The sequence below is a fragment of the Mycobacterium sp. NGS34 genome (assembly GCF_059812845.1).
The window spans coordinates 204,818-230,965 of the sequence record NZ_JCALDM010000005.1; the positions used below are offsets into that span (position 1 = coordinate 204,818).

At 68.2% G+C, this 26,148-nt stretch carries 20 protein-coding genes; 15 read left to right on the top strand and 5 right to left on the bottom strand.

All coding sequences use genetic code 11. The features are described from left to right. The first annotated feature begins 4 nt into the window (after positions 1–4). Both AC5Y7V_RS15035 and AC5Y7V_RS15040 read left to right on the top strand, forming a co-directional pair. Positions 5–196: a ferredoxin gene (locus AC5Y7V_RS15035; RefSeq protein ID WP_499880830.1), complete on the top strand. Its 192-nt coding sequence runs from the start codon at positions 5–7 to the stop codon at positions 194–196. Between the two features lie 17 nt (positions 197–213). Continuing rightward, positions 214–654 carry a nuclear transport factor 2 family protein gene (locus AC5Y7V_RS15040; protein WP_499880831.1) on the top strand — a complete coding sequence of 147 codons (441 nt, stop codon included), beginning with the start codon at positions 214–216 and terminating at the stop codon, positions 652–654. A 1-nt stretch (position 655) separates the two neighbouring features. On the opposite strand, the gene AC5Y7V_RS15045 is transcribed toward AC5Y7V_RS15040, so the two are convergent. After that, the gene (locus AC5Y7V_RS15045) at positions 656–1,894 is read right to left on the bottom strand and encodes a cytochrome P450 (RefSeq protein ID WP_499880832.1); all 1,239 of its coding nucleotides are present in this window, start codon (positions 1,892–1,894) and stop codon (positions 656–658) included. A gap of 109 nt (positions 1,895–2,003) precedes the next feature. On the opposite strand from AC5Y7V_RS15045, the gene AC5Y7V_RS15050 reads away from it, so the two are divergent. The 6 genes from AC5Y7V_RS15050 to AC5Y7V_RS15075 all read left to right on the top strand — a co-directional run bounded on the left by AC5Y7V_RS15050 (position 2,004) and on the right by AC5Y7V_RS15075 (position 6,720). Further along, complete coding sequence (locus AC5Y7V_RS15050; RefSeq protein WP_499880833.1) at positions 2,004–3,131, top strand: aromatic ring-hydroxylating oxygenase subunit alpha; 1,128 nt, start codon at positions 2,004–2,006, stop codon at positions 3,129–3,131. Continuing rightward, the gene (locus tag AC5Y7V_RS15055) at positions 3,131–4,696 is read left to right on the top strand and encodes an AMP-binding protein (RefSeq protein WP_499880834.1); all 1,566 of its coding nucleotides are present in this window, start codon (positions 3,131–3,133) and stop codon (positions 4,694–4,696) included. Before AC5Y7V_RS15050 ends, AC5Y7V_RS15055 begins: the two co-directional genes overlap by 1 nt. Before the next feature lie 95 nt (positions 4,697–4,791). After that, entirely contained in the window at positions 4,792–5,217 is a 426-nt protein-coding gene (locus AC5Y7V_RS15060; RefSeq protein WP_499880835.1) for a nuclear transport factor 2 family protein, read from the top strand. A 59-nt stretch (positions 5,218–5,276) separates the two neighbouring features. Continuing rightward, positions 5,277–5,750, top strand: coding sequence for a MaoC family dehydratase (locus tag AC5Y7V_RS15065; protein ID WP_499881032.1), 474 nt, complete (start codon positions 5,277–5,279; stop codon positions 5,748–5,750). Further along, positions 5,747–6,190, top strand: a complete 444-nt coding sequence (locus AC5Y7V_RS15070) for a MaoC family dehydratase (RefSeq protein WP_499880836.1) — start codon at positions 5,747–5,749, stop codon at positions 6,188–6,190. Before AC5Y7V_RS15065 ends, AC5Y7V_RS15070 begins: the two co-directional genes overlap by 4 nt. Further along, positions 6,187–6,720, top strand: a complete 534-nt coding sequence (locus AC5Y7V_RS15075; RefSeq protein ID WP_499880837.1) for a maleylpyruvate isomerase family mycothiol-dependent enzyme — start codon at positions 6,187–6,189, stop codon at positions 6,718–6,720. The genes AC5Y7V_RS15070 and AC5Y7V_RS15075 overlap by 4 nt, the downstream gene beginning before the upstream one ends. Here AC5Y7V_RS15075 and AC5Y7V_RS15080 read toward each other — a convergent pair. Further along, positions 6,715–8,181, bottom strand: coding sequence for an aldehyde dehydrogenase (locus AC5Y7V_RS15080; RefSeq protein WP_499880838.1), 1,467 nt, complete (start codon positions 8,179–8,181; stop codon positions 6,715–6,717). The two genes, AC5Y7V_RS15075 and AC5Y7V_RS15080, sit on opposite strands and share 6 nt — an antisense overlap. Positions 8,182–8,277: 96 nt before the next feature. Here AC5Y7V_RS15080 and AC5Y7V_RS15085 point away from each other — a divergent pair, with 96 nt between their 5' ends. Then, positions 8,278–9,639: a lipocalin-like domain-containing protein gene (locus AC5Y7V_RS15085; protein ID WP_499880839.1), complete on the top strand. Its 1,362-nt coding sequence runs from the start codon at positions 8,278–8,280 to the stop codon at positions 9,637–9,639. Positions 9,640–9,701: 62 nt separating this feature from the next. On the opposite strand, the gene AC5Y7V_RS15090 is transcribed toward AC5Y7V_RS15085, so the two are convergent. Continuing rightward, entirely contained in the window at positions 9,702–10,850 is a 1,149-nt protein-coding gene (locus tag AC5Y7V_RS15090) for an aromatic ring-hydroxylating oxygenase subunit alpha (protein WP_499880840.1), read from the bottom strand. 40 nt (positions 10,851–10,890) lie between these two features. Between AC5Y7V_RS15090 and AC5Y7V_RS15095 the strand changes: the two genes are divergently transcribed. The 5 genes from AC5Y7V_RS15095 to AC5Y7V_RS15115 all read left to right on the top strand — a co-directional run bounded on the left by AC5Y7V_RS15095 (position 10,891) and on the right by AC5Y7V_RS15115 (position 24,109). Further along, positions 10,891–11,766, top strand: a complete 876-nt coding sequence (locus AC5Y7V_RS15095) for a MerR family transcriptional regulator (RefSeq protein WP_499880841.1) — start codon at positions 10,891–10,893, stop codon at positions 11,764–11,766. A 69-nt stretch (positions 11,767–11,835) separates the two neighbouring features. Then, positions 11,836–12,555 (top strand): DUF1906 domain-containing protein, encoded by a 720-nt coding sequence (locus AC5Y7V_RS15100; protein ID WP_499880842.1) that lies wholly within the window; start codon positions 11,836–11,838, stop codon positions 12,553–12,555. Between the two features lie 502 nt (positions 12,556–13,057). Continuing rightward, the gene (locus AC5Y7V_RS15105) at positions 13,058–22,297 is read left to right on the top strand and encodes a fatty acid synthase subunit beta domain-containing protein (RefSeq protein ID WP_499880843.1); all 9,240 of its coding nucleotides are present in this window, start codon (positions 13,058–13,060) and stop codon (positions 22,295–22,297) included. Between the two features lie 28 nt (positions 22,298–22,325). Beyond that, on the top strand, positions 22,326–22,718 hold the full coding sequence (acpS, locus tag AC5Y7V_RS15110; RefSeq protein ID WP_066928483.1) for a holo-ACP synthase AcpS: 393 nt from the start codon (positions 22,326–22,328) through the stop codon (positions 22,716–22,718). Continuing rightward, on the top strand, positions 22,715–24,109 hold the full coding sequence (locus tag AC5Y7V_RS15115) for a dipeptidase (protein ID WP_499880844.1): 1,395 nt from the start codon (positions 22,715–22,717) through the stop codon (positions 24,107–24,109). The genes acpS and AC5Y7V_RS15115 overlap by 4 nt, the downstream gene beginning before the upstream one ends. Positions 24,110–24,113: 4 nt before the next feature. On the opposite strand, the gene AC5Y7V_RS15120 is transcribed toward AC5Y7V_RS15115, so the two are convergent. Together AC5Y7V_RS15120 and bcp are read right to left on the bottom strand one after the other, a co-directional pair. Continuing rightward, a complete protein-coding gene (locus AC5Y7V_RS15120; protein WP_499880845.1) occupies positions 24,114–24,689 on the bottom strand; it encodes a DUF3060 domain-containing protein in 576 nt (191 codons plus the stop codon). 46 nt (positions 24,690–24,735) lie between these two features. Then, a complete protein-coding gene (bcp, locus tag AC5Y7V_RS15125; RefSeq protein WP_499880846.1) occupies positions 24,736–25,209 on the bottom strand; it encodes a thioredoxin-dependent thiol peroxidase in 474 nt (157 codons plus the stop codon). Positions 25,210–25,304: 95 nt separating this feature from the next. Between bcp and AC5Y7V_RS15130 the strand changes: the two genes are divergently transcribed. After that, a complete protein-coding gene (locus AC5Y7V_RS15130) occupies positions 25,305–25,532 on the top strand; it encodes a DUF3618 domain-containing protein (protein ID WP_066928475.1) in 228 nt (75 codons plus the stop codon). Positions 25,533–26,148: the final 616 nt, after the last annotated feature.

Sequence of the window (26,148 nt, forward strand, 5' to 3'; positions counted from 1 at the left end):
CCTGATGCGCGTGACGGTCGACGAAAACCTGTGTGAAGCCAACGGCTTCTGTGAATCGCTCGCTCCGGAGGTGTTCGAACTGGGCGAGGCCGACGTCGTGCAGATCGCCGACGGCCCCGTGCCGCCGCGGCTGGAGATCGACGTGCGCGCCGCGGTGGACCAGTGCCCCAAAGCCGCGCTGCGGCTGATCGATTGATTCCTTAGAGTGCGGGCATGTCGTTGAGGGATATGTCCAAGTACGCCGCGATGCGGCCCTACTTCGAGGTGGTCGCCGAGGCCCTGACCGGGTTGGTCGACGGAACCGATTTTTTCGATATGCACGCCGAGAATGTGGTGGTCGAGTTTGTCATCACCGTCCCGGACTACCCTCGCCGCGTCGTCGGTCGCGAGGCGCTGGCCGAACTGTATTCCGATTACGGGGAGTCGATCGTCCAGAGCGGCAGCAGCGACGTGTACCGCTATTACGACCCCGACAAGTCGGTGGTGATTCTCGAGTACACCATGCACGGCACTGTGGTGCGCACGGGTGCGCCCTACGTCAACCGCTTCATCTCGGTGATCGCGGTCAAAGACCGCAAGATCGCGCACTGGCGTGACTACCTGGACCCGTTGGCGGTGTTCGCCGCTTTCGGCGACGCGCCGGCGCCGTATTGACTTAACGCCGTTCGCCTAGCGAGATCGACATCTCGTCATAGATCGACATGTTGGTGAGCAGGTTCGGATAAGCCACGGTGGCCGGACCGAGGGCGATGTCGTCGCAGCGCAGCAGCAGTTCGTCGAAGACCGCGCGCAGTTCGGCGCGCGCCAGCATGGCGCCCAGGCAATGGTGCGGTCCGCCGCCCCCGAAAGCCACCTGGGGGTTGGGCTGGCGCCCGATGTCGAACGTGAACGGGGAGGGGAACACCTCCTCGTCGCGGTTCGCCGAGCGCAGCATGGACACCACCCGCTCGCCCTGCGCGATGTGCTGGCCGTCCATCTCGACATCGACCTTCGCGGTGCGCGTCCAGTACGCGACCGGGGACGCCCAGCGCAACACCTCCTCGACGGCGCTCGGGCGCACGTCCTCCCGCGCGCGGTACCGCTCGATCTGCTCCGGGTTCTCGACGAACGCCTGCAGCCCGATGGCCAACGCGTTCTTGGTGGTGTCGCTGCCGGCGAATGTCAGCACGAAGAAAAAGAACTCGAGTTCGTTGGCGGGCAGGCTGAATTCTTCGCCGTCCTCGCCGGTTATCACCGCGGACGCCAGGGTGCTCCAGATGTCGTCGGTGGGGTTGCGCCGCTTTTCCGCGGTGAGCTCCATCGCGTACCCAAAGATGGTCGCGTACAGGTCGGTATAGTCCTGCTGCCTCGGCCGCGGCCCGGGCGCGTTGGCTTTCAGGATGCGGTCCAGGCTGTCGAAGATGCGCGGGCGGTCTTCGTCCGGTATGCCGATGATGTCGCCGATGACCGTCATGGGCAGCGCGTCGGCGACGTCCTCGATCCAGTCGCCGCCGCCCTCGGCCAGCAGGTGGTCGATCATCCCCGCGGCGCGCGCCCGGATTCCGTCCTCGAGTTTGGCGATCGCGCGCGGGTTGAACGCGCTGGAGATGAGCTTGCGGCGCTTGTTCAGTTCCGGCGGGTCCATGTTGATGATCGTGGGGTACGACGAGAACATCCCGACCGGTTGGATGAGCGGGCCGTCGACGGCGGTGAAGGACTCCGTATCCCGATGCAGCCGGACCGCGTGCCGGTGCTTGGTGGCCACCCAGAATTCGCGGTGCACGGTCTCGGCGACGCCGGGTGTCATCTCGTGCCGGAACAGCGGCCGGGTGTGTCGCAACTCGGCGAATAATTCGTCGGGAAAACCGTTGCGCCACAAGGCGAAATCGGATAGGTCCACCGCCGCAGCCGTCATCCGGAACTCCGCTTCGTCGTGACAACAGGCACCTTGCGGGCGCCGCGTTGACGTTCAATGCTTAAGATAGTAAAAATAGAGCTTAGCGTCGAACCCGCTGGGAGTGGTCGTGACGGATACAGTTTCGGACTCGGCATCAGATTTGGCCGCAGATCCTTCGGAGCGTGAGTTCGGACAGGCGGGCATCGCGCTGTCCACCTACCGGTTCCCGACGGGCTGGTTCATCGTGGCCTTCGGGTCCGACCTGCCCTCCGGCCAGGTCAAGCGCGCACACTACTTCGGCGAAGAGCTGGTGCTTTTCCGCACCGAGTCCGGCCAGGTGCACGTCATGGACGCCTACTGCCAGCACCTCGGCGCCAACCTCGGCGTCGGCGGCACTGTCGAGGGCGAGAACATCGTCTGCCCCTGGCATGGCTGGCGGTGGCGCGGCGACGGCACCAACGCCCTGATCCCGTACAGCAAGATCGGCTGCAAGAACAACGTTCGCATCCGCACCTATCCGAGCATGGAGTGGTACGGGTTCATCCTCGCCTGGCACGAGCGGCACGGCCGGGCGCCGTACTGGCAGCCGCCGGTGCTGCCCGAGCTGGAAACCGACGAGTACTACCCGCTGCACCCGCACACCCAGATGCTCAACCGGGTCAAGGTGCATCCGCAAATGATCATCGAGAACGCCGCCGACCCCTACCACGTTCAGTACGTGCACAAGGCCGCCAACCCCGCGACCACCTCGTCGTTCGAGGTATCCGGGTACCACCTGCACGCCACCGTCAACGCCCATTTCGGCGGCGGCCGCGCCTCGACCTGGCTGACCCCGAACGGGCCGGTCGACGCCAAGATCATCTACGACAACTACTCGTTGGGCTTGGGCCTGGTTCGTTTCCCCAGTGAGTTGGTGGCCACCCTGCAGGTGACCGGGCAGACGCCGGTCGACGAGGACTACACCGACTACTTCTACACGCAGGCGTCCGTCCGTGAGCCCGGCGATACCGGCGACGCGCCCACCGGCCGCGCCGCCAGGTTCCTGGCGCTGCAGCAAGAGGTCATCAAGCAGGACTTCTTCACGTGGGAGAACATGAAGTACCTCGAAAAGCCCAACCTGGCTCCCGAAGAGGCGCACGACTACGCCGCCCTTCGCCGCTGGGCGCACCGCTTCTACCCGGGTCCGCAGCCCTCGCCGTCCGACTTCGGTTACACCGCCGACGGTGAGCCCGACCCGGCGGCCGCGAAAGCCTGATGCCGGGGCCGTCGGATTTCGGTGTCGACAGCTTCACCGTGCCGGCCGTGCTGGATGCGCGGGCCGAGCAGCATCCCGACCGGGTGATGATGTCGATCGCCGGCGTCGACGTGACCTTCGAGCAGATGCGCCAGCGGTCCCGCGCGGCGGCGCACATGCTGACCGGCCTGGGCGTCGGTCCGGGCGACTGCGTGGCGCTGTTCACCGCGACCTGTCCGGAATGGGTCTACTTCTGGCTGGGTGCGGCGCGCATCGGCGCGGTCAGCGCTGCGGTGAACGCCGCGAATAAGGGTGATTTCCTGCTGCACACGCTGCGGTTGTCGCGGGCCAAGGTGATTCTCACCGACGCCGAGCGGCGACCCCGGGTCGACGAAGTCGTCGGGCAGCTGGATGAGGTGATCGGCGTTGTGGTGCAGGATGATTCACTGACTGCCACGTTGCACCTCGACCTCGACGTTCCGCTGACCGAAAGCCACGCGGGGCCGGCCGACGTCGGCGTGCTGTTCTTCACCTCCGGCACGACCGGCCCGTCGAAAGCGGTTGCCACGACGTGGCAATATCTGTTCTCTGTTGCCGCGACCGCCGCTTCCGCCTGGGAATTCTGCCCGGGGGAGGTGCTGTGGACGGCCATGCCGCTCTTCCACCTGAGCGCGGCGCCCAGCGTGCTGGCGCCGATGCTGGTCGGCGGGACGACCGTGTTGGCCAAGGCGTTTCACCCCGGCGAGGTGTGGGACGACATCCGCGCCCACGGCGCCATCGGCTTCGTCGGTGCCGGGGCGATGGTGTCGATGCTGCAGAACCTGCCGGCGGATCCGCGTGACGCGCAGCTGCCGCTGCGGTTCATCTCCGCCGCGCCCATCGACGCGGGCTCCTACCGTGAGATCGAAAAGCGTTACGGCTGCCGCATCGTCACGATGTACGGCATGACCGAGGCCTTTCCGATTGCCGTCAAGGGGGTGTCCGACGAAGGGGTGCCCGGGACGTCGGGCCGGCCGAATCCCGATTTCGACGTCCGCATCGTGGACGAGCGCGGCGACCCGCTGCCACCCGGCGCGGTCGGGGAAATTGCCTGCCGCCCACGGCGCCCGCACGTGATGAGCGAAGGCTATGTGAGTCAGGGCTCACGGGTGGAGCCGCACCCGGAGTGGTTTCGCACCGGCGATTTGGGCCGGCTCGACACCGATCGGAACCTGACCTACGTGGACCGCATCAAAGACTCGTTGCGCCGGCGCGGCGAAAACGTGTCCTCGGTCGAAGTGGAGGCCGTCGTCGTGCGCCACCCCTCGGTGGCCGAGGCCGCCGCGGTCGCGGTCCCGAGCGAGTTGGGCGAAGACGACATCCTGTTGGTCGTGACGCTGCGCCCCGGGGCGGCCCTGGACTGCGCGGAGTTGCTGGATTTCTGCGCCGCCCGGATGCCGTACTTCTGTGTGCCGCGATTCGTGGAGGCCGTCGACGAACTCCCCAAGAACGTCCTCGGGCGAGTTCGTAAAGACGTGTTGCGGGGTCGCGGCCTAAGTCCGGCGGCGTGGGATCGCGAGAAAGAGGGGTATATCGTTCGCCGGTAAGTTACCTTGATGTTACGGAATCGCCGGTAAGTTAATTTAGTGTTACGTCACCACCCCTTGTTGGGCGTCATTTCGCAGAGAGGCTGCAGAGCAAGATGACCATGACTTATCAGGAACAGCAGATGCTCCAGGCCGCGACGGCCCGCGCTGCGATCCTCGATTTGACCGCCCGCCACAACAGGGCCTACTCAGACGGTGATCGCGACCGCTGGATCGCCACCTTCCGCCACGCCGGCGCCAGCTACTCCCGCGACGGCGACCTGTTCACCGACCTGCGCGCGGCCTTCGACGGCGGCGACGGACAGCGGCTGGTCACCCTGGACCACGAGATCCGCATCGACGGCATCAACGCGAGCATGCGTTGCGTCGCGGTGCTGTTCGCCGCGATGTACGGCGACACCACCCTGCGGGCCACCGGGACGTACCGGGACACGCTGATCTACGAGCGCGGCGCCTGGTACTTCACTTCCCGTGCGCTCGAATGGGATTCGGTGCCGAGCCGCCACCCGCTCGTCATGTGAGCGAGGGTCAGGACCTCAGCTACCAGCTCGCGTTTGGTAGTTACGAAGACGCGCTGCGCATGGTCGGCGCGAAGAGCGAACCCCGCACCGCGGCGACCCCCGTCAGCAGCGCGCGCATCCAGTTGTTCGCCGCGATGGTCCGCGACGGCAATCGATCGTATTGGGATGCGGAGTTTGCCCGGCAGAGGTGGGGCGGCCTGCTCGCCCCGCCGGCCCTCCTGATGGGTTGGCTGATCCCCCCGCCGTGGGAGCCGACGGGCCGACCACCGGCGGCCTCGGTGGTGCTGCGGGTGCCGCTGCCTGGCACCACGTTCATCAACGCGGCCAACGACGTCGAGTTCCTGCGGCCGATCGTCGAGGGGGACGTGCTCACCGCCGTCGAGGAGCTGGTGTCGGTGTCGCCGGAGAAGCGGACCCGGCTGGGGGTCGGTCACTTCGTCGAGACGCTGGAGACCTATACCCGTCAGGACGGCGCCGTGGTGGCGACGTGCCGGAATACGTTGTTCCGGTTCACTCCTGGTGCCGCCTCGTGAGCGATCTGGACTGGAACACGATCGACGTCCCTGTCGACTTGCCGGAGGTGGTCGACCACATCAGCTATCAGCGGGTGGTGGAGAACGCCGGGGCGACATGGGACTATTTCCCCGGCCATTTCGATCCCAGCTATGCCCAAAGCCAGGGCAACCCAACGATTTATGTCAACACCATGCACCTTGCCGGGTTTGCCGATCGGGTCGCCACCGAGTGGGCGGGTCCGAGCAGCCGCGTGGTGCGCCGATCGATGCGGCTGGTCGGGTCGGTGTACGCGGGGGACACGATGATCGGGCGCGGGCGGGCCCTGGCCAAGCGGCGGGACACCTCGGTGGATCCGCCGCGCTGTCTTGTCGACATCGAAATCCAGGTAACCAATCAGCATGGCGCCCTTTGCTGTCCGGTCGAGCTCACGCTGCAGATGCCCGAACACCCTTGGTGACGGACGACGTAGCCGAACTGCACCTCGCCGTATGCCGGCGGTTCGGCGAGTCGGTTGCCGCGGCGGACGGCCGGTGGGACCGTCGCTCGCCGTGCGACGCGTGGGACGCCCGAGGGGTCGTCGAGCACGTGATCGGCTTCCATGACGTACTCATCCTGCGGCCCCTCGGGCTGAAGCCCGACCGACCCCGGGAAGATCCGCGGGCGCGTTGGCAATTGACCTACGACTCCCTGACGGAGGCGCTTGAATCGGGCGCCGCGGCGCAGCTGGACGCCCACCGGTTGATGCCGAACCTGACCCGCGATGTGTTGGTGCACACCTGGGACCTCGCCCGCGCGGTGGGCTCCGACGATCGGCTGGATCCGGGCTGGTGCGAACGGTTTTACTCCGCCTTGCCGGCGGACCCCCGGGCCTTGGCCGCGTCGGGAATGTTCTCCGCGCCCGTCGCGGTCGACGACGAAACCGATCTCCAGGCAAGGCTTCTCGCGCGGCTCGGCCGCGATCCCGCGTGGCGGCCGCGCGAGCTATAGCGGCGGCAGCTTGCCCTTGCACACCAGCGTCTGAAGCTCGACGTACTCGTGCAGGCCCTCCGGGCCGAACTCGCGCCCGATGCCCGACTGCTTGAAGCCGCCGAACGGGGCGCCGATGTCGAGGGTGTACATGTTGATGCCGTAGGTGCCGGTGCGGACACCGGCCGCGACCTCCAAACCGTGTGCGATGTCAGAAGTCCACACCGAACCGGCCAGACCGTAGTCGCTCTCGTTGGCGATGCGGATCGCGTCGTCCTCGTCGCGGTAGCGCAGCACGGTCAGCACGGGACCGAAGATCTCCTCGCGCGCGATGCGCATGTCGTTGGTGGCGTCCGTGAACAACGTTGGCCGCACGTACCAGCCGCGTCCGGACGGACTGTCCTCGCCGCCGAGCACGACTCGCGCCCCTTCCGATTTACCCGACTTGATGTACTCCTGCACCCGACGTTGTTGCCGTTGCGCGACAAGGGGTCCGATATCGGTGGCCTCGTCGGCCGGATCGCCGACGTTGAGCGCCGACATCATCTCGGCCAGCGCGTCGACCACCTCGTCGTGACGGCGATCGCTCACCAGGATGCGGGTCTGCGCGACACACGCCTGACCGTTGTTCATCAAGCCGGCGGTCTTCAGCCCCGCCACCGTCTTGCCGATGTCGGCGTCGTCGAGAATGATCGCCGCCGACTTGCCGCCCAGTTCGAGGCTGTAGCGCTTCAGCTGCTCGCCGCAGAGCGCGGCGATGCGACGCCCGACGGCGCTGGAGCCGGTGAACGCGATCTTGTCGACACCGGGATGGCGCACCAGCGCCTCGCCGATGTCGGGTCCGCCCGGCAGCACCGAGACCACCCCGTCGGGCAGGTCCAGCTGCTCGATCATTTCGGCCAACCACAAAGCGTCCAAAGGCGTTTCGGGTGCGGGCTTGATGATCACCGTGCAGCCGGCGATCAGGGCCGGGATCAGCTTGGGCATGATCAGGAACTGCGGCACGTTCCACGGCACGATCGCTCCGACCACCCCGACCGGGGCGCGCCGCAGGTGCACTTCGCCGAGTACCCCCTGGCGGCGTTCCACCCAGGGGAAGTCGCGCGCGGCGGCCAGCGCGAGGTGGATCAGCGTCGCCGCGGCCGCCCCTTGGCCGAGCCGGCTGAAGCTGCGGGGGGAGCCCATTTCGTCGGTGATCAGGTCGGCCATCTCGTCCATGTGCCCGGCGTAGATCCCGGCGAGCTGTTCGACCTTGGCCATCCGGTCGGCATGGGTCATGCGGGGCCAGGGGCCGTGGTCGAAAGCGCTTCGCGCGGCGGCGACGGCGGCGTCGACGTCCTCGGGCCCGGCCACCTGGACGTGGCCGACCGGCTCTTCGGAGTGCGGCGAGATCACGGCGAGCTGTTGCGGGTTGGCGGGCTTGCGCCACTGCCCTCCGATGAAGAGTTCGTTGTAGGAACGATGGCCGGGATTTTCTGTCATCGGGCACTTCCTCGGGAAATCGGACCGCGACCGCAATTTCGCTATTGACGCTAACATAGTGAAAAAAGCAAGATGGCGCCGTGGCAAGGAAGCGACATGGATAGCGACTGGCGCACTTACCCGTTCCGGTTGGTCCCCGGCGATCCGCAGCTGGACTTCCCCGCCGCGGAAGGCGAGCACGCCGACCAGGAGTCGGACACCTGGTTCATCGCCGGCCAGCTCGATGCCGTCGAAAGCGGTCGCTCGTTTGCCTTCCTGACCATTTTCAACAAGAACCGGCCCGGGGGAACGATCGTCGCGGATTTCTACACGATGGCGCTGTTCGACCTCGACACCGGTGACTACGGCACCTACACGGATTACGACATGCCGCCGGCCAACATGGAGCCGGGGGCCCAGCGCAAGCTGGCCATGGCGTCGGGGTATCTCGACCTCAGCTACCACAGCGGCGCGGGAACCGCGTCCTGGAGCGCCTGCCGCAGCGGCGACGGGGAATTGCTGCCGTTCACGTATCGCGTCAGCCTGGTGGGTGAGGACCACTCCGGCCGGCGAATGCGGCTCGACCTGGCCGTAACCCCAACGCGCGCACCGACTCCGGTGGGCGCATCGACCTACAATGGGAAGATCGTCTGCTTCGGCCAAAGCGACACCTACTCGTATTTCCAGACGGGAATGGCGATGACGGGCACGCTGCGCTGGGGCGACGTCGTCGAGCAGGTCTCCGGCAGCGGCGGGCACGTCGACCGGCAGTGGTTCCCGAAGTACGCCGGCGGCGGGGGGAGCGGGGGAGACCCACGGGCCAGGTCGCACGAATGGCGCACCATCAACTTCGACAACGGCGTGGACCTGAGCATCTGGCGGCAATTCGACCGCACGAACGGCAATGCGCTGCAGCCGTTTACCGGCGTCACGACCAGCTATCCCGACCCCGCCTTGCCGCCGGACTGCGCCGAAGACGTCGAGGTCACGGTCAGCAGCTACGTCCGCTGGCCGAACGCGGTGCGGCCGCTGGTGCGGCCGGTCGCCCCCGCCCGGTACATGCCGGATCGCCACCGGATCAGTTGCGCCACGTTGCAACTGGATATCATCGGGGAGCCGCTGGTGGCGGCCCCGGCGCACGGCCTGCCGATCGAGTACATGGAAGGTCCCTATCGCTACCACGGAACGCTGTGGGGCAAACCGGTGACCGGGTTCGCCTTCAACGAGAGGTCACTCGCGCTGTACCGCGACTGGGAGCTGGTCGAGGTGCTGGCCACCACCGTCGCGAACGTCGAACCACCCGCCCCGGAGCTGCAGACGATCGCCGATCGGGTGGTGCCGCTGATTGCCGCCGGCCGTCGCGGTGAGGCGGTCGAGTTGCTGACCGGGGTCGCGCCCGTCGAAAATGATTTGTTGGCAACGATTCTCGAGGATCTGATCGCCGTCCTGTCGGACGACGGCGCTGCTGGCCGAGACTGAAGCCACGCACACGCCCCGCGGCGTGTCGTGTGCGTGGTTGCAGTGTCGCGATACGGCCGGCGTCAGCTAGGGGCCAACTCGGCAACCGCCCGCGCCCAGGCGATGTGGCGGTGCTGCAACCCAGGTTCGTTGCGGCCGAACACCAGGTGATCCCGAGCGCCCGACTCGAGGTTGGCCTGCAGGCCCTCGACCAGCCGGTAGTCCTCGTCGCGGACCGTGGCGTGCGCATACTCGAAGACGGCTCGAGCGCCGGCGGCCACGGATTCCTCGGACAGGTCCAGCGGTGTCGAGTTCTGGTGCACGGTAATCGACCTGCCGGGTCGGTCGCCTGGGTAGATGCGGAAGAGCTCTCCGTTGGCGATCGTCACCGACAGCACGATGTTGGGGAACAGCGCGTAGATCACGACCATGTTGTGGAACGGATCCCACTGCTCTTCGGGAACATCGTCGAGCTCCAGGATCGTGTTGAGCGGGAAGATCAATCGGTGATGGGGGCCGTACGAGTCGAACACCGTGCAGTTGCTCCGGGCGATGGTGGCAAAGGTTTGCCGGTGCACGGTGGCGAAATGATAGTTCTCCGCGAAGGTGTCGGCCGCCAGCTTCCAATTGATCGGAAAGTCGAGCACCTTCTCGCCCAGCGGGGACCACCGCCCGATGCCCCAGGAATCGAGCTCGTCGGCCAGCGGCCCCAGGTGCGCGGCGACGTCCAGGGTCGCGCCGGGATCCAGCGCGACCCAAAGGAATCCGGCATACTCGGCGGCCGGCAATTCGGTCAACCGATCGGACTTGATCACCGCCTCCGGGAACCCCTCATGTCCCGGAAGCGCCACCAAGCGCCCCGTGTTGTCGTACGTCCACGCGTGGTAGGGACACGTGAACCGTTTCGCCATGCCGCACCCCGTCGCGACCGGCGATTGGCGGTGCAGGCAGACGTTGTCGAACGCCTTGACCGAACCCGCCGACGTGCGCGTCAGCAGGATCGATCGGCCCATCACCTCCTTGGTGCAGTACGCGCCCGGAGCTGGCAGCTCCGAGACGTAGCCCACCAGCTGCGGGCTGGCCAGGAGCATGGCCCGGTCCAGCTCGTGTCGCTCGACCGACGTGTAGTCCCGCGCGTCGACCCGATGCTGTGACGGGGCGAGGTCGGTCGTCTTGTCCCGCGCCAGCTTGCACGCCCGCCTGGTCAGGTCGATGAGCTGGTCGCGCTCCATATGCCCAGTACAGACCTTGTGACAGTTGTAAGGTCAAGCCGTGGCTGAGCAGTTGCTGATCGGCGACGTCGCGGCCCTGACCGGAATCGCATCGGGCCGCATCCGCCACTACGAGAAAATCGGTTTGCTGCACGCCGAGTACCTGAGCAACGGCTACCGCGTGTTCGACGTCGACCAGGTGCTCGAGCTGCTGCGCATCGACCTGATGAGAAGCCTCGGCGTCGGAATCAACGACATCCAGCGCTTGCTCGACGGCGGTCAGACCACCCTGGCTGCGCTGCTGGACGAGCACCGCACCTTGCTGGTGCGCGAACGCGACCGGCTGGATCAGCTGATCGCCGCGATCGATACCGCCACCGGCATCGCCGACGCGACCGACCTCGATGAGAACCTCCTGCGCAGGCTGGCGACGAGGCATCGCGACAGCATCGGCGTCATCGGCAGGCTCACCGCCCCGCTCTCCGCGACCGTCACCGCGATGTACGCCAGCCTGTTCGACGAGTGGGAGCTACCGGTTCCCGCCTTGTTCGGGCAGATGGCGTTACCGCCGGCCGCCAGCACGTTGTTGGAGCAATTGGCCGAGACGCCTGGACATCAGGTGCTCTTCGACCGACTGCGCAAACTCGCCAACGACGTCGTTTCATTAGACGAAAGTGATTCCGCGGCAATTGAACTCGCGCGCACCTGGATCGACGCGCAAGTGGCCGACCCGTTGCCCGACGACGTGGTCGGCGTGCTGCGGCGGGTGGCACCGTTATTGGCCAACGACCCGGTGATGGTGCAGGGATTCCGCGCCTGGGCCGGATCCATCAGTCCGGCGGCCGCCCGTTTCCTCGAGGAGATGTCGCGGCAGACCGCCCGCCGCGGCCTGGAGGCCATCATCGTCATCGTGTTGCCCGGCAATGCGCCGCCGTGACGCATATGTGACCGCTGTGACATAAGTGGTTCATGGGGCACGTGATGTTCCTGTCGTACCCTGTGGCATGTGTCGGTCTCGCGCCGTGACGTGCTCAAATTCGCTGCCGCGACCCCGGGTCTGGTAGGGCTCGGCGTCGCGGCGGCGTCGTTGCGCGCCGCGCCCGCGTCGGCGTCGCTTGGCACCCTGCTGGACTACGCGGCGGGAATCATCCCGGCCAGCGAGATCAGGGCCGCCGGGGCGGTCGGTTCCATTCGCTACGTCTCCGACCGCCGGCCGGGCGGCAACTGGATGCTGGGCAAGCCGATTCAGGTCGGCGAGGCCCGTGACCTGAGCAGCAACGGGCTCAAGATCGTCTCGTGCTACCAGTACGGCAAGGGGTCAACCGCCGACTGGCTCGGCGGGGCGGGCGCGGGGCTGCAACACGCGCAGCGCGGGATGCAGTTGCACGCCGCCGCCGGCGGTCCGGCGAACGCGCCGATCTATGCGTCGATCGACGACGACCCGTCTTACGAGCAGTACAAGCAGCAGATAGTTCCGTATCTGCGCTCCTGGGAGTCGGTGATCGGGCACGAGCGCACGGGCGTGTACGGCAACTCCAAAACCATCGACTGGGCGCTGCACGACGGTCTCGGCTCGTACTTCTGGCAGCACAACTGGGGCTCGCCGAAGGGCTTCGCCCACCCCGCCGCGAGTCTGCATCAGGTCGAGATCGACAAACGCAGCGTCGGCGGCGTCGGGGTCGATATCAACGAAATCCTCAAACCCCAGTTCGGTCAGTGGGCCTAGCGGCCGGACGGTCCAACTTCCAGCAAACACTTGTTCGCTCATTTTCGGGCCCGCCGGGTTCGCCGAACCCGACTGACGCGGTGTCAGCGGCCGTTAAGCGAGCCGGTTTTTTTAACATAACGATTACATAACAATCGTGCCTTGATCAGCGCAGTTATGGCTACTCGACCGTAACCACCTGCATGCAGCAGGTTTGTTCGCCGCGCCCGCGCGGGCGGTTAAACCCGGTGTTACCCACGACACGGTTACCCGCGCGTAGAACTCACCAGTAACCGATCAACATGCAAAAAGGGCACTGATCCTTATGACACTCTTAGTACAGCCGATGCCGTCCGCCGCGCCGCTCCACCCATCGGGGCGGTCCGCCGACAGCACACCGGCCAGCCGTCCTCCGGCTGTGATTCGACGGGGAATCGACTGAGACCGAGCAGGCCCCGACCTCCGGGGTCGACCGGCCGAACGAAACCGAGACGTAAAGACGCATACAGGGGAGATACAGAAGGTGACGATCCACGAGCACGACCGGGTGTCCGCCGACCGCGACGGAAACAGCCCGCACAGCGCCCATGCTCTGGTCGACCGCCTGACCGCCGGCGAGCCGTACGCCATCGCCTTCGGCGGCCAGGGCAGCGCCTGGCTGGAAACCCTCGAGGAGCTGGTGTCGTCGGCCGGGATCGAGACCGACCTGGCAACGCTGGTCGGTGAGGTGGAACTGCTGCTCGAGCCGGTGGCCAAAGAGCTGGTCGTGGTGCGTCCGATCGGTTTCGAGCCGCTGCGGTGGGTGCGTGCGCTGGCGGCCGAGGATCCCATTCCGTCGGACAAGCACCTGACGTCGGCCGCGGTGTCCATCCCGGGCGTGCTGCTCACCCAGATCGCGGCGGCGCGCGCGCTGGCCCGGCAGGGCATGGATTGGGCCGCGACGCCGCCGGTGGCCGTCGTGGGGCATTCGCAGGGCGTGCTCGCCGTTGAGGCGTTCAACGCCGCCGGAGCTCGTGACATCGAACTGCTGGCGCTGGCGCAGCTGATCGGCGCGGCCGGGACGCTGGTTGCCCGGCGCCGCGGGATCTCCGTGCTGGGCAACCGCCCGCCGATGGTCTCGGTGACCAACGCCGACCCCGAACGCATTCGCCGGCTGCTCGACGAGTTCGCGCAGGACGTCCGGACCGTGCTGCCTCCCGTGCTGTCCATCCGCAACGGCCGGCGCTCGGTCGTCATCACCGGCACCCCCGAGCAGCTCTCGCGCTTCGAACTGTATTGCCAGCAGATCTCCGAAAAGGAAGAGGCCGACCGCAAGAACAAGGTCCGCGGCGGCGACGTCTTCGCGCCGGTCTTCGACCCGGTCCGGGTCGAGGTGGGCTTCCACACGCCGCGGCTGGCCGACGGCATCGACATCGTCGGGGGCTGGGCCGAAAAGGTCGGCATCGACGTCGCGCTGGCCCGCAAGCTGACCGAGGCCATCCTGGTGAACGGTGTCGACTGGGTGGACGAGATCACAGGCGTTCACCAGGCCGGCGCACGCTGGATTCTCGACCTGGGCCCCGGGGACATCCTGACCCGGTTGACCGCGCCGGTGATCCGCGGCCTCGGCGTCGGCATCGTGCCCGCCGCGACCCGCGGTGGTCAGCGCAACCTCTTCACCGTCGGCGCCACCCCTGAGGTCGCGCGCGCGTGGTCGACCTACGCCCCGGGCGTGGTCCGCCTTCCCGACGGCCGGGTCAAGCTCTCGACGAAGTTCACCCGGCTGACCGGGCGCTCGCCGATCCTGCTCGCGGGCATGACCCCGACCACCGTCGACGCCAAGATCGTGGCGGCCGCGGCGAACGCCGGGCACTGGGCCGAGCTGGCCGGCGGCGGGCAGGTCACCGAGGAAGTCTTCGCCGACCGCATCGAGGAGCTCTCCGGCCTGCTCGAACCCGGCCGCACCTATCAATTCAACGCCCTGTTCCTCGATCCCTACCTGTGGAAGCTGCAGGTCGGCGGCAAGCGGCTGGTGCAGAAGGCCCGCCAGTCCGGCGCCGCGATCGACGGCCTGGTGATCAGCGCCGGCATCCCGGACCTCGAGGAAGCCGTCGAGCTGATCGACGAGCTCAACGACGTCGGCATCACCCACGTGGTGTTCAAGCCCGGCACGGTCGAGCAGATCCGCAGCGTCATCCGCATCGCGACCGAGGTGCCCACCAAGCCGGTGATCATGCACGTCGAGGGCGGGCGCGCCGGCGGGCACCACTCCTGGGAGGACCTGGACGACCTGCTGCTGGCGACCTATTCGGAGTTGCGGTCGCGCCCCAACATCACGGTCTGCGTCGGCGGCGGCATCGGCACCCCCGAGCGGGCGGCCGAATACCTGTCCGGGCGCTGGGCCGAGGCCTACGGCTTCCCGTTGATGCCGATCGACGGCATCCTGGTCGGCACCGCGGCGATGGCGACGCTCGAGTCCACGACGTCGCCGTCGGTCAAGCGGATGCTGGTGGAAACCACCGGAACCGACCAGTGGATCAGCGCCGGAAAAGCCCAGGGCGGCATGGCCTCCAGCCGTAGCCAGCTCGGCGCGGACATCCACGAGATCGACAACAGCGCCTCACGGTGCGGCCGGCTGCTCGACGAGGTCGCCGGTGACGCCGACGCGGTCGCCGAGCGTCGCGACGAGATCATCGCGGCGATGGCCAACACCGCCAAGCCGTACTTCGGCGACGTGGGGGAGATGACCTACCTGCAGTGGTTGCGCCGGTACGTCGAATTGACCATCGGCGAGGGCGATTCGACCGCCGACACCGCCTCGCCCGGCAGCCCCTGGCTGGCCGACACGTGGCGCGACCGCTTCCAGCAGATGCTGCAGCGCGCCGAGGCGCGGTTGCACCCAATGGATTTCGGCCCGATCGAAACGGCCTTCGACGACGCGGCCCTGCTGGAGAACCCCGACGAGGCGATCGCGACGCTGCTCGCGCACCACCCGGACGCCGAAACCGTGCAGCTGCACCCGGCCGACGTGCCGTTCTTCGTCACGCTGTGCAAGACCCTGGGCAAGCCCGTCAACTTCGTGCCGGTCATCGACAAGGACGTGCGGCGCTGGTGGCGCAGTGACTCGCTGTGGCAGGCGCACGACGCCCGTTACGACGCCGACCAGGTCTGCATCATCCCGGGCACGGCCGCGGTGGCCGGCATCACCCGGATGGACGAACCCGTCGGCGAGTTGCTGGACCGCTTCGAGCAGGCGGCCATAGATGAAGCGCTCGAGGCGCTGGCAGCATCGGGCGCGGAGCCCCGGGCCGTGACGTCGCGCCGGCGCGGGCGCGCCGACGTGACCGGAGCGCTGGCCGTCGTGCTCGACGCCCCGGACGTGCAGTGGGCCGGCCGCACCACGACCAACCCCGTTCATCGCATCGCCGAGCCGAGCGACTGGCTGGTGCATGACGGACCCGAAAGCCAGCGCGCCACCCACTCCTCGACCGGGGCGCGGCTCGAGGTCAACGGCGACGGCGTCGTGCTGAGCGTGCCCGTGTCGGGCGCGTGGGTTGACATCCCATTCCGGTTGCCCGCCAACACCGTTGACGGCGGCACCCCGGTGGTGTCCACCGAGGACGCCACCGCCGCCATGCGCGCGGTCCTGGCGATCGCCGCGGGTGTCGACGGGCCGGACTTCCTGCCCGCGGTCACCGACGGCACGGCCACCCTGACGGTGGACTGGGATCCCGAGCGGGTCGCGGATCACACCGGCGTCACGGCCGTCTTCGGCGAGCCGCTGGCGCCGAGCCTCACCACCGTGCCCGACGCGCTCGTCGGCCCGTGCTGGCCCGCCGTTTTCGCGGCGATCGGCTCGGCGGTCACCGATTCCGGCGTCCCGGTGGTGGAGGGCCTGCTGAGCCTGGTGCACCTGGACCATGCCGCCCACGTGGTCGGCACGCTGCCGACGGAGCGGGCCCAATTGACGGTCACCGCAACGGCTTCGGGCGCCCTCGACACGGACATGGGCCGGGTGGTCCCGGTCTCGGTGACCATTTCGGATGCGGACGGCACGGTAATCGCCACGCTCGCCGAGCGTTTCGCGATCCTCGGGCGCACCGGTGCGGCCGAGCTCACCGATCCGGTCCGGGCCGGCGGCGCGGTCTCGGAGAACGCAACCGATACCCCGCGCCGTCGTCGTCGCGACGTCACGCTGGCCGCCCCGGTCGACATGCGCCCGTTCGCGGTGGTCTCCGGTGACCACAACCCCATCCACACCGATCGTGCGGCCGCCCTGCTGGCGGGCCTGGAATCGCCGATCGTGCACGGCATGTGGCTGTCGGCCGCGGCGCAGCACGCGGCGACCGCCACCGACGGCAAGGCCCGCCCGCCCGCTCGCCTGGTCGGCTGGACCGCGCGGTTCCTGGGCATGGTTCGCCCCGGCGACGAGGTCGATTTCCGGGTGGATCGTGTCGGAATCGACCAGGGTGCCGAGGTTTTGGAGGTGGCCGCGCGGGTCGGTTCGGATCTGGTGATGTCGGCTACCGCCCGGCTGGGCTCGCCGTTGACCGTCTACGCGTTCCCCGGCCAGGGCATCCAGCACAAGGGCATGGGCATGGAGGTGCGCGGCCGGTCCAAGGCGGCGCGCAAGGTATGGGACGCCGCCGACAAGTTCACCCGCGAGACGCTGGGCTTCTCGGTGCTGCACGTGGTGCGCGACAACCCGACCAGCATCATCGCCAGCGGCGTGCACTACAACCACCCCGAGGGCGTGCTGTACCTGACGCAGTTCACCCAGGTCGCGATGGCGACCGTGGCCGCCGCGCAGGTCGCCGAGATGCGCGAGCAGGGCGCCTTCGTCGAAGGCGCCGTGGCCTGCGGTCATTCCGTGGGTGAATACACCGCACTGGCCTGCGTGACGGGCATCTACGAGCTGGAAGCCCTGCTGGAGATGGTGTTTCACCGCGGGTCGAAGATGCACGACATCGTGCCCCGCGACGAGTTGGGTCGCTCCAACTACCGGCTGGCGGCGATCCGGCCCTCGCAGATCGACCTGCCGGACGAGGAGGTTCCCGCGTTCGTCGCCGATATTGCCGCGAATACTGGTGAGTTTCTGGAGATCGTGAACTTCAACCTGCGCGGCTCCCAGTACGCGATCGCCGGCACGGTCCGCGGCCTGGATGCGCTGGAGGCCGAGGTCGAGCGCCGGCGCGAGCTCAGCGGCGGGCGGCGCTCGTTCATCCTGGTCCCGGGCATCGACGTGCCGTTCCACTCGCGGGTGTTGCGGGTCGGCGTAGCCGACTTCCGGCGGGCGCTGGAGCGGGTCATGCCGCGCGACAAGGACCCCGACATCATCATCGGCCGCTACATCCCGAACCTGGTGCCGCGACCGTTCACGCTGGATCGCGACTTCGTCCAGGAGATCCGGGATTTGGTGCCCGCCGAGCCGCTCGACGAGATCCTCGCCGACTACGACACCTGGCGTCGCGAGCGGCCGGCCGAGCTGGCCCGCAAGGTGCTGATCGAGCTGCTGGCGTGGCAGTTCGCCAGCCCGGTGCGCTGGATCGAGACCCAGGACCTGCTGTTCACCGAGGAGGCCGCGGGCGGTCTCGGTGTGGAGCGCTTCGTCGAGATCGGCGTGAAGTCGGCGCCGACCGTCGCCGGCCTCGCCACCAACACCCTCAAGCTGCCCGAATACGCGCACAGCACAGTGGAAGTGCTCAACGCCGAGCGCGACGCCGCCGTCCTGTTCGCCACCGACACCGACCCGGAGCCCGAGCCGGAGGACGAGGTCGACGACTCCGCCACGGCCACCGCGGACGTGCCGGAAACCGCCGCGGCCGCACCGGTTTCGGCGCCTGCCGCGCCGTCGGGGGCGGCCCGACCGGACGACCTCACGTTCGACGCCGCCGACGCCACCCTGGCGCTCATCGCGCTGTCGGCCAAGATGCGCATCGACCAGATCGAGCAGCTGGACTCCATCGAGTCCATCACCGACGGGGCGTCGTCGCGGCGCAACCAGCTGCTGGTGGACCTCGGCTCGGAGCTGAACCTCGGCGCGATCGACGGCGCCGCGGAGGCCGATCTGGCCGGCCTGCGCTCGCAGGTGACCAAGCTGGCACGCACCTACAAGCCTTACGGCCCAGTGCTTTCCGACGCGATCAACGATCAGCTGCGCACGGTCCTGGGGCCGTCGGGCAAGCGGCCGGCCGCGATCGCCGATCGGGTCAAGAAGACCTGGGAGCTCGGGGACGGCTGGGTCAAGCACGTCACCGTGGAGGTTGCGTTGGGCACCCGGGAGGGCACCAGCGTTCGCGGCGGCGCGATGGGCCACCTGCATGAGGGCGCACTGGCCGATGCCGCCTCGGTCGACAAGGTCATCGATGCGGCGGTCACGGCGGTCGCCGCACGGCACGGGGTCTCGGTGACGTTGCCGTCGGCCGGCGGTGGCGGTGGCGCGACCGTCGACGCGGCCGCCCTCTCCGAATTCACCGACCAGATCACCGGGCGCGACGGCGTGCTGGCCTCGGCGGCCCGCCTGGTGCTGGGCCAGCTGGGCCTCGACGATCCGGTCAGCGTGTCGCCGGCGGCCAGCGATGCCGAGCTCATCGACCTCGTCACCGCCGAATTGGGCGCCGACTGGCCACGTTTGGTGGCTCCGGTGTTCGACGCCAAGAAGGCCGTCGTGTTCGACGACCGCTGGGCCAGCGCCCGCGAGGACCTGGTGAAGCTTTGGCTGGCCGACGACGGCGACATCGACGCCGACTGGATGCGGCTCTCGGAGCGGTTCGAGGGCGCCGGCCACGTCGTCGCCACCCAGGCCACCTGGTGGCAGGGCAAGGCGCTGGCCGCCGGCCGCCAGATCCACGCGTCGCTGTACGGCCGCATCGCCGCGGGCGCGGAGAACCCGCTGCCGGGTCCGTCCAGCAGCGAGGTCGCCGTCGTGACGGGCGCGTCCAAGGGGTCGATCGCGGCGTCGGTGGTCGCACGACTGCTCGACGGTGGCGCCACGGTCATCGCGACGACATCCAAGCTCGACGACGAGCGGCTGGCGTTCTACCGCGGGCTGTACCGCGACCACGCCCGTTACGGCGCCGCGCTGTGGGTGGTGGCGGCCAACATGGCGTCCTACTCCGACATCGACGCCCTGGTCGAGTGGGTCGGCACCGAGCAGACCGAAAGCCTTGGGCCGCAATCGATTCACATCAAGGACGCCCAGACCCCGACGCTGCTGTTCCCGTTCGCCGCGCCGCGCGTCGCCGGCGACCTGTCCGAGGCCGGTTCGCGCTCGGAGATGGAGATGAAGGTCCTGTTGTGGGCCGTGCAGCGGTTGATCGGCGGACTGTCGAAGATCGGCGCCGAGCGCGACATCGCGTCGCGCCTGCACGTGGTCCTGCCGGGCTCGCCCAACCGCGGCATGTTCGGTGGGGACGGCGCCTACGGCGAGGCCAAGTCGGCGCTGGACGCGCTGGTGAGCCGCTGGCACGCCGAGTCGTCGTGGGCGGCCCGAGTCAGCTTGGCGCACGCGCTGATTGGCTGGACCCGCGGCACCGGCCTGATGGGCCACAACGACGCGATCGTCAGTGCGGTCGAGGAGGCCGGCGTCACCACCTACTCCACCGACGAAATGGCCGCGATGCTGTTGAGCCTGTGCGACGTGGAGTCCAAGGTGGCCGCGGCCAGCAAGCCGATCGAGGCCGACCTGACCGGCGGGCTCGGCGACGCCGACCTCGACATGGCCGAACTCGCCGCCAAGGCGCGCGAGGAGATGTCGGCCGAGGCCGCCGACGACGACGATGACGCGGCCGCGGGAACCATTCGCGCGCTGCCTTCCCCGCCGCGCGGCTACCGGCCGGCACCGCCACCGGAATGGGACGACCTCGACGTCGACCCCGCCGACCTGGTGGTGATCGTCGGCGGCGCCGAGCTCGGACCGTACGGCTCGTCGCGCACCCGGTTCGAGATGGAGGTCGACAACGAGCTGTCGGCCGCCGGCGTCCTCGAGCTGGCCTGGACCACCGGGCTGATCCGCTGGGAGGACGACCCCCAACCCGGTTGGTACGACACCGAATCCGGTGACCTGGTCGACGAGTCCGAGCTCGTCGAGCGCTACCACGACGTCGTCGTGGAGCGCTGCGGCATCCGTGAGTTCGTCGACGACGGCGCCATCGACCCCGACCACGCGTCGCCGCTGCTGGTGTCGGTGTTCCTGGACAAGGACTTCGCGTTCGTGGTGTCCTCGGAGGCCGACGCCCGCGCCTTCGTCGAGTTCGACCCGGAGCACACGATCATCCGGCCGGTGCCCGACTCCAGCGACTGGCAGGTCATCCGCAAGGCCGGCACCGAGATCCGCGTGCCGCGAAAGACCAAGCTGTCGCGCGTCGTCGGCGGCCAGATCCCGACCGGCTTCGACCCGACGGTGTGGGGCCTCAGCGCCGACATGGCCGGTTCCATTGACCGCTTGGCGGTCTGGAACATCGTGGCCACCGTCGACGCCTTCCTGAGCGCCGGCTTCAGCCCGGCCGAGGTGATGCGCTATGTGCACCCGAGCATGGTGGCCAACACGATGGGCACCGGGATGGGTGGCGGCACGTCGATGCAGACGATGTACCACGGAAACCTGTTGGGCCGCAGCAAGCCGAACGACATCTTCCAGGAAGTGCTGCCGAACATCGTTGCCGCACACGTGGTTCAGTCCTACATCGGCAGCTACGGCGCGATGATCCACCCCGTCGCCGCCTGCGCGACCGCCGCCGTCTCGATGGAGGAGGGCCTCGACAAGATCCGGCTGGGCAAGGCCGAGATGGTGGTGGCCGGCGGCATCGACGACCTGACGCTCGAGGGCATCATCGGCTTCGGTGACATGGCGGCCACCGCCGACACCGGCATGATGCGCGGCCGGGGCATCCACGACTCGAAGTTCTCCCGGCCCAACGACCGGCGCCGGCTGGGCTTCGTCGAGGCGCAGGGCGGCGGCACAATCCTGCTGGCCCGCGGCGACCTGGCGCTCAAGATGGGCCTGCCGGTGCTCGCGGTGGTCGCGTTCGCGCAGTCGTTCGGCGACGGCGTGCACACCTCGATCCCGGCTCCGGGCCTGGGTGCGCTGGGCGCGGGCCGCGGCGGCAAGGACTCGCCGCTGGCGCGGGCGCTGGCCAAGCTGGGCGTCGGCGCCGACGACATCGCCGTGATCTCCAAGCACGACACGTCGACGCTGGCCAACGATCCCAACGAGACCGAACTGCACGAGCGGCTCGCCGACTCGCTCGGCCGCTCCCCGGGCGCCCCGTTGTTCGTGGTGTCGCAGAAGAGCCTCACCGGCCACGCCAAGGGCGGTGCCGCGGTCTTTCAGACAATGGGCCTGTGCCAGATGCTGCGCGACGGGGTCATCCCGCCCAACCGCAGCCTGGACTGCGTCGACGACGAACTGGCGGGTTCCGCGCACTTCGTCTGGGTGCGGGACACGCTGCGGCTCGGCGAGAAGTTCCCGCTCAAGGCGGGGATGCTGACCAGCCTCGGGTTCGGCCACGTGTCCGGGCTCGTCGCGCTGGTACACCCGCAGGCGTTCATCGCCGCGCTGGACGCGGATCAGCGCGCCGACTACCAGCGGCGCGCGGACGCCCGCCTGCTGGCCGGCCAGCGCCGGCTCGTGTCGGCCATCGCCGGCGGACCGGCGATGTACCAGCGGCCCCCGGACCGTCGCTTCGACCATGACGCGCCGGAGAAGCGGCAGGAGGCGGCGATGCTGCTGAATCCGGCCGCCCGGCTGGGTGATGACGACGCGTACGAGGTCCCTGCCGGGTGACGTCGTCCATCGGTTAACCTGGCCAGCCATGGGCATTGTCGGTGTGGGGATCGATCTCGTCTCCATCCCTGATTTCGCCGAGCAAGTCGACCAGCCGGGAACGGCATTCTCCGAGACGTTCACCCCGGGTGAGCGGCGCGACGCCTCGGACAAGAGTTCGTCGGCGGCGCGTCACCTGGCGGCCCGCTGGGCGGCGAAGGAAGCGGTGATCAAGGCCTGGTCGGTGTCGCGGTTCGCGCAGCGGCCCGTGTTGCCGGAAGACATCCACCGTGACATCGAGGTGGTCACCGACATGTGGGGCCGGCCCCGGGTCCGGTTGACCGGGGACATCGCCAAGCATCTGGCCGATGTGACGATCCACGTGTCGCTGACGCACGAGGGGGACACCGCCGCCGCGGTCGCCATCTTGGAGACTCCTTGAGCGCGAGCAGACACAAAATCGCACGAATTCCGCCCGATCTACGCGATTCTGCGTCTGCTCGCGAGATAACCGAGCGCGTCCGCGAGGTGTTGCCGTCGGTGCGCCGCGATCTCGAGGACCTGGTGCGCATCGAGTCGGTGTGGGCCGACCCCGCCCGGCGCGACGAGGTGCAGCGCAGCGCGCGGGCGGTGGCGGACCTGTTGACGCAGGCCGGTTTTGGCGACGTGAACATCGTCAGCGAGGGTGGAGCGCCGGCCGTCATCGCGCGGCATCCGGCGCCGCCCGGAGCGCCCACCGTGTTGCTGTATGCCCACCACGACGTGCAGCCGGAAGGCGACCACAGCCAGTGGGTGTCGCCGCCGTTCGAGCCCACCGAACGCGAGGGGCGGCTGTACGGGCGCGGCAGCGCCGACGACAAGGCCGGTGTCGCAACGCATTTGGCGGCGTTTCGGGCGCATGGGGGCCGGCCGCCGGTCGGCGTGACGGTCTTTGTCGAGGGCGAGGAGGAATCCGGTTCGCCTTCGCTTGGTCGGCTGCTCGCCGCCCACCGGGACGCGCTGGCCGCCGACGTGATCGTCATCGCGGACTCGGACAACTGGAGCACCGACACCCCGGCGCTCACGGTGTCGCTGCGCGGGCTGGTCGACTGCGTGGTGGAGGTCGCGACGCTCGACCACGGTCTGCACTCGGGCCTGTGGGGCGGTGTGGTTCCCGACGCGCTGAGCGCCCTGGTGCGGCTGCTGGCCAGCTTGCACGACGACGACGGCAATGTCGCCGTGGCCGGTCTGCACGAAACCGACGTCAGCTCACTGAATTACCCCGACTACCCGCCCGAGCGGGTGCGCGCCGATTCGGGCGTGCTCGAGGGGGTGTCCGAGATCGGCTCGGGTTCGGTGCCGCAGCGACTGTGGGCCAAACCCGCGATCACGGTGATCGGCATCGACACGACACCCGTTGCGGCAGCGTCGAATACGCTCATCCCGCGGGCCCGGGCCAAGGTCAGCATGCGGATAGCGCCGGGCGGTGACGCCGAGGCGCACCTGGCCGCGTTGACCGCGCATCTGGAGCGGCACGCCCCGTGGGGGGCGCGGGTCAGCGTCACGCGCGGCGACAAGGGCGAGCCCTACGCCATCGACGCCAGCGGCCCGGTTTACGACGCCGCGCGAGCGGCCTTTCGGCAGGCCTGGGGCGCCGAGCCGATCGACATGGGCATGGGTGGCTCGATCCCGTTCATCGCCGAGTTCGCCGCCGCGTTCCCGCAGGCGAAGATCCTCGTCACCGGCGTCGAAGACCCGGGCACGCAAGCGCACAGCGTCAACGAGAGCCTGCACCTGGGGGTGCTGGAGCGCGCGGCGATCGCCGAGGCGCTGCTGCTGGCCAACCTGGGTTAGCTTCTCAACGGTTGCTCAGACGCTCCGAGACGATGTTGTTGCTTCCCGTCCTGTTGATTGTCGGTGCGCCGGAGTGGTAGATCACCACGTTGTCGTCGCCGATGATTCCGATGGTGTCGGCGCTGTCGACGGTGACTTTGTTTGCGCTACCCCGGATGTCGAGCCGCAGGCAGTGGCCGGTGACGGTGTACGTGTTGTTGCCGCCGTCCAGCTCGAGGTTTCCGTTGTTGCAGTCGATCGTGCCCGTCGTGCCGGCGTTGATCATGATGAGGTGTCCGTGCACGGTGTCCTTGCTGAAGTGAGTCGCCAAGAACGCTCCGATCGCGAGCACGGCCGCGACGGCGCAAATCAACAGCGGTCGGCGTCGCGGGTTGGTCGCTAGCTCGCGTAGCCGGTGGCGCGCGGTCTCGCCGAATACGGGTTTAGGCACCCGGCGCAGAAACTGTCCGCCGTCCGGCGTTGCGTACGGTGAGCCCGAGTCCGCGCCGGAGGGCTGCGACGCGGGCCTTGGGGGCTCGGTGACGCCGCGCTCCAGGTCGCGAATGTACTTCTCGGGGTCCTCCGAGTGCTGCGGGTTCATGGGCCGTAATTTTGCCGCACGCCACTTGCGAGATTCTTGTATCTCGCTAGATCGAGAGGTCGCGGCGCAGCTTGGCGACGTGGCCGGTGGCCTTGACGTTGTACTGCGCGACGGCGATCTTGCCCTTCTCGTCCACTACGAAGGTCGACCGAATGACGCCGGTGACGGTCTTGCCGTACATCTGCTTCTCCCCGTATGCGCCCCACGCCGCCAGCACCTTGCGGTCGGGGTCGGACAGCAGCGGGAACGTCAGCTTCTCGGCGTCCCGGAATTTGGCGAGCTTTTCCGGCTTGTCGGGGGAGATGCCCACCACGTCGAGGCCGGCGTCGTTGAGGTCGTGCAGGTTGTCGCGAAAGTCGCACGCCTGTTTGGTGCACCCCGGCGTCGAGGCGGCCGGGTAGAAGTACACGACGACGCGGCGTCCCTTGTAGTCCGCCAGCGACACCTTGTTGCCGTCGGCGTCGGGCAGGCTGAAGGCGGGAGCCTTGTCGCCGGGGTCGAGCCGCGTGGTCTCGGTCAACGTGGGTCCTTTCTGTTCACCGCGGCGTCGGGGTTATCGCCGGCTGATCTAGGGTAGTGCCTCAGGTGCACTAGGCCGACTTGGAGGACAGACACGTGGCGGACCGGGACCCCGAGGCCATCAAGCGGGACATCGACGTCGCCCGCGATCAGCTGGCGGCCACCGTCGACTCACTCGCCGAGCGCGCAAATCCTCGCCGTCTCGCCGACGACCTCAAGGCCCGCGCGGTCGAATTCGTGAAGAAGCCCGTGGTGATCGCCTCGCTGGTGGGAATCTCCTCGGTCGTGGTCATCGTGGTGGTGCGCAGGGTCAGGGACCGCTGACCTCTGGGGCCCTTTCGCCCGCCGCAATCCGACGTGCGCAGGCAGCGCGATTATCTCGAGGCCTTGGCGGCTTCGCGACGAGGCTTGTCTTTCGCGTGGGTCGAGCAGCAATGTGTTAAATCGCAATGGAACCGATCACTGCATTCATGCGAACAATAAGCTGACGCGGCCGGAAGCCAGTCCGGATCGGACAGGTTACGCCGTCGGTCGTTCGGATCGAACGTATGGCCGCAATGTACGCAGGTCTTGACCTTGGTCTTGGTAGCCATGTCGGTCAGCGTACGCGCCATTGCCCTTAATCTGTGATGGTTTTCACACCGTGACAACAATCGGCGTCTTGCAAAGTGTCTGAAACAAATTCAGCCGTCTTCGATCCTCGATATCGCCGCACGGCGACACGACAACGCGGCCATCTCGATGAGACCGACGGGCATGAGGCCAACACACGGTAAGCCAGCGCCTCAGTGCGAAATCCCTTGTGGCGAAGACGCTTCCATGCCCATCCGCTGTTGAGCGTGGCTAGGTGCTGTCGCGCGCGAAGAACCCACCCTTGGCGTCACGTCGTCGCCCAGCGACCCCGGACGCGTACGGCGCGGCGCCGAGGCGACCGCGCACC

Coding starts and splice junctions, on each gene's coding strand:
- AC5Y7V_RS15035 (WP_499880830.1), top strand. CDS start 5: ATGCGCGTGACGGTCGACGAAAACCTGTGTGAAGCCAACGGCTTCTGT.
- AC5Y7V_RS15040 (WP_499880831.1), top strand. CDS start 214: ATGTCGTTGAGGGATATGTCCAAGTACGCCGCGATGCGGCCCTACTTC.
- AC5Y7V_RS15045 (WP_499880832.1), bottom strand. CDS start 1,894: ATGACGGCTGCGGCGGTGGACCTATCCGATTTCGCCTTGTGGCGCAAC.
- AC5Y7V_RS15055 (WP_499880834.1), top strand. CDS start 3,131: ATGCCGGGGCCGTCGGATTTCGGTGTCGACAGCTTCACCGTGCCGGCC.
- AC5Y7V_RS15060 (WP_499880835.1), top strand. CDS start 4,792: ATGACCATGACTTATCAGGAACAGCAGATGCTCCAGGCCGCGACGGCC.
- AC5Y7V_RS15065 (WP_499881032.1), top strand. CDS start 5,277: ATGGTCGGCGCGAAGAGCGAACCCCGCACCGCGGCGACCCCCGTCAGC.
- AC5Y7V_RS15080 (WP_499880838.1), bottom strand. CDS start 8,181: ATGACAGAAAATCCCGGCCATCGTTCCTACAACGAACTCTTCATCGGA.
- AC5Y7V_RS15085 (WP_499880839.1), top strand. CDS start 8,278: ATGGATAGCGACTGGCGCACTTACCCGTTCCGGTTGGTCCCCGGCGAT.
- AC5Y7V_RS15090 (WP_499880840.1), bottom strand. CDS start 10,850: ATGGAGCGCGACCAGCTCATCGACCTGACCAGGCGGGCGTGCAAGCTG.
- acpS (WP_066928483.1), top strand. CDS start 22,326: ATGGGCATTGTCGGTGTGGGGATCGATCTCGTCTCCATCCCTGATTTC.
- AC5Y7V_RS15120 (WP_499880845.1), bottom strand. CDS start 24,689: ATGAACCCGCAGCACTCGGAGGACCCCGAGAAGTACATTCGCGACCTG.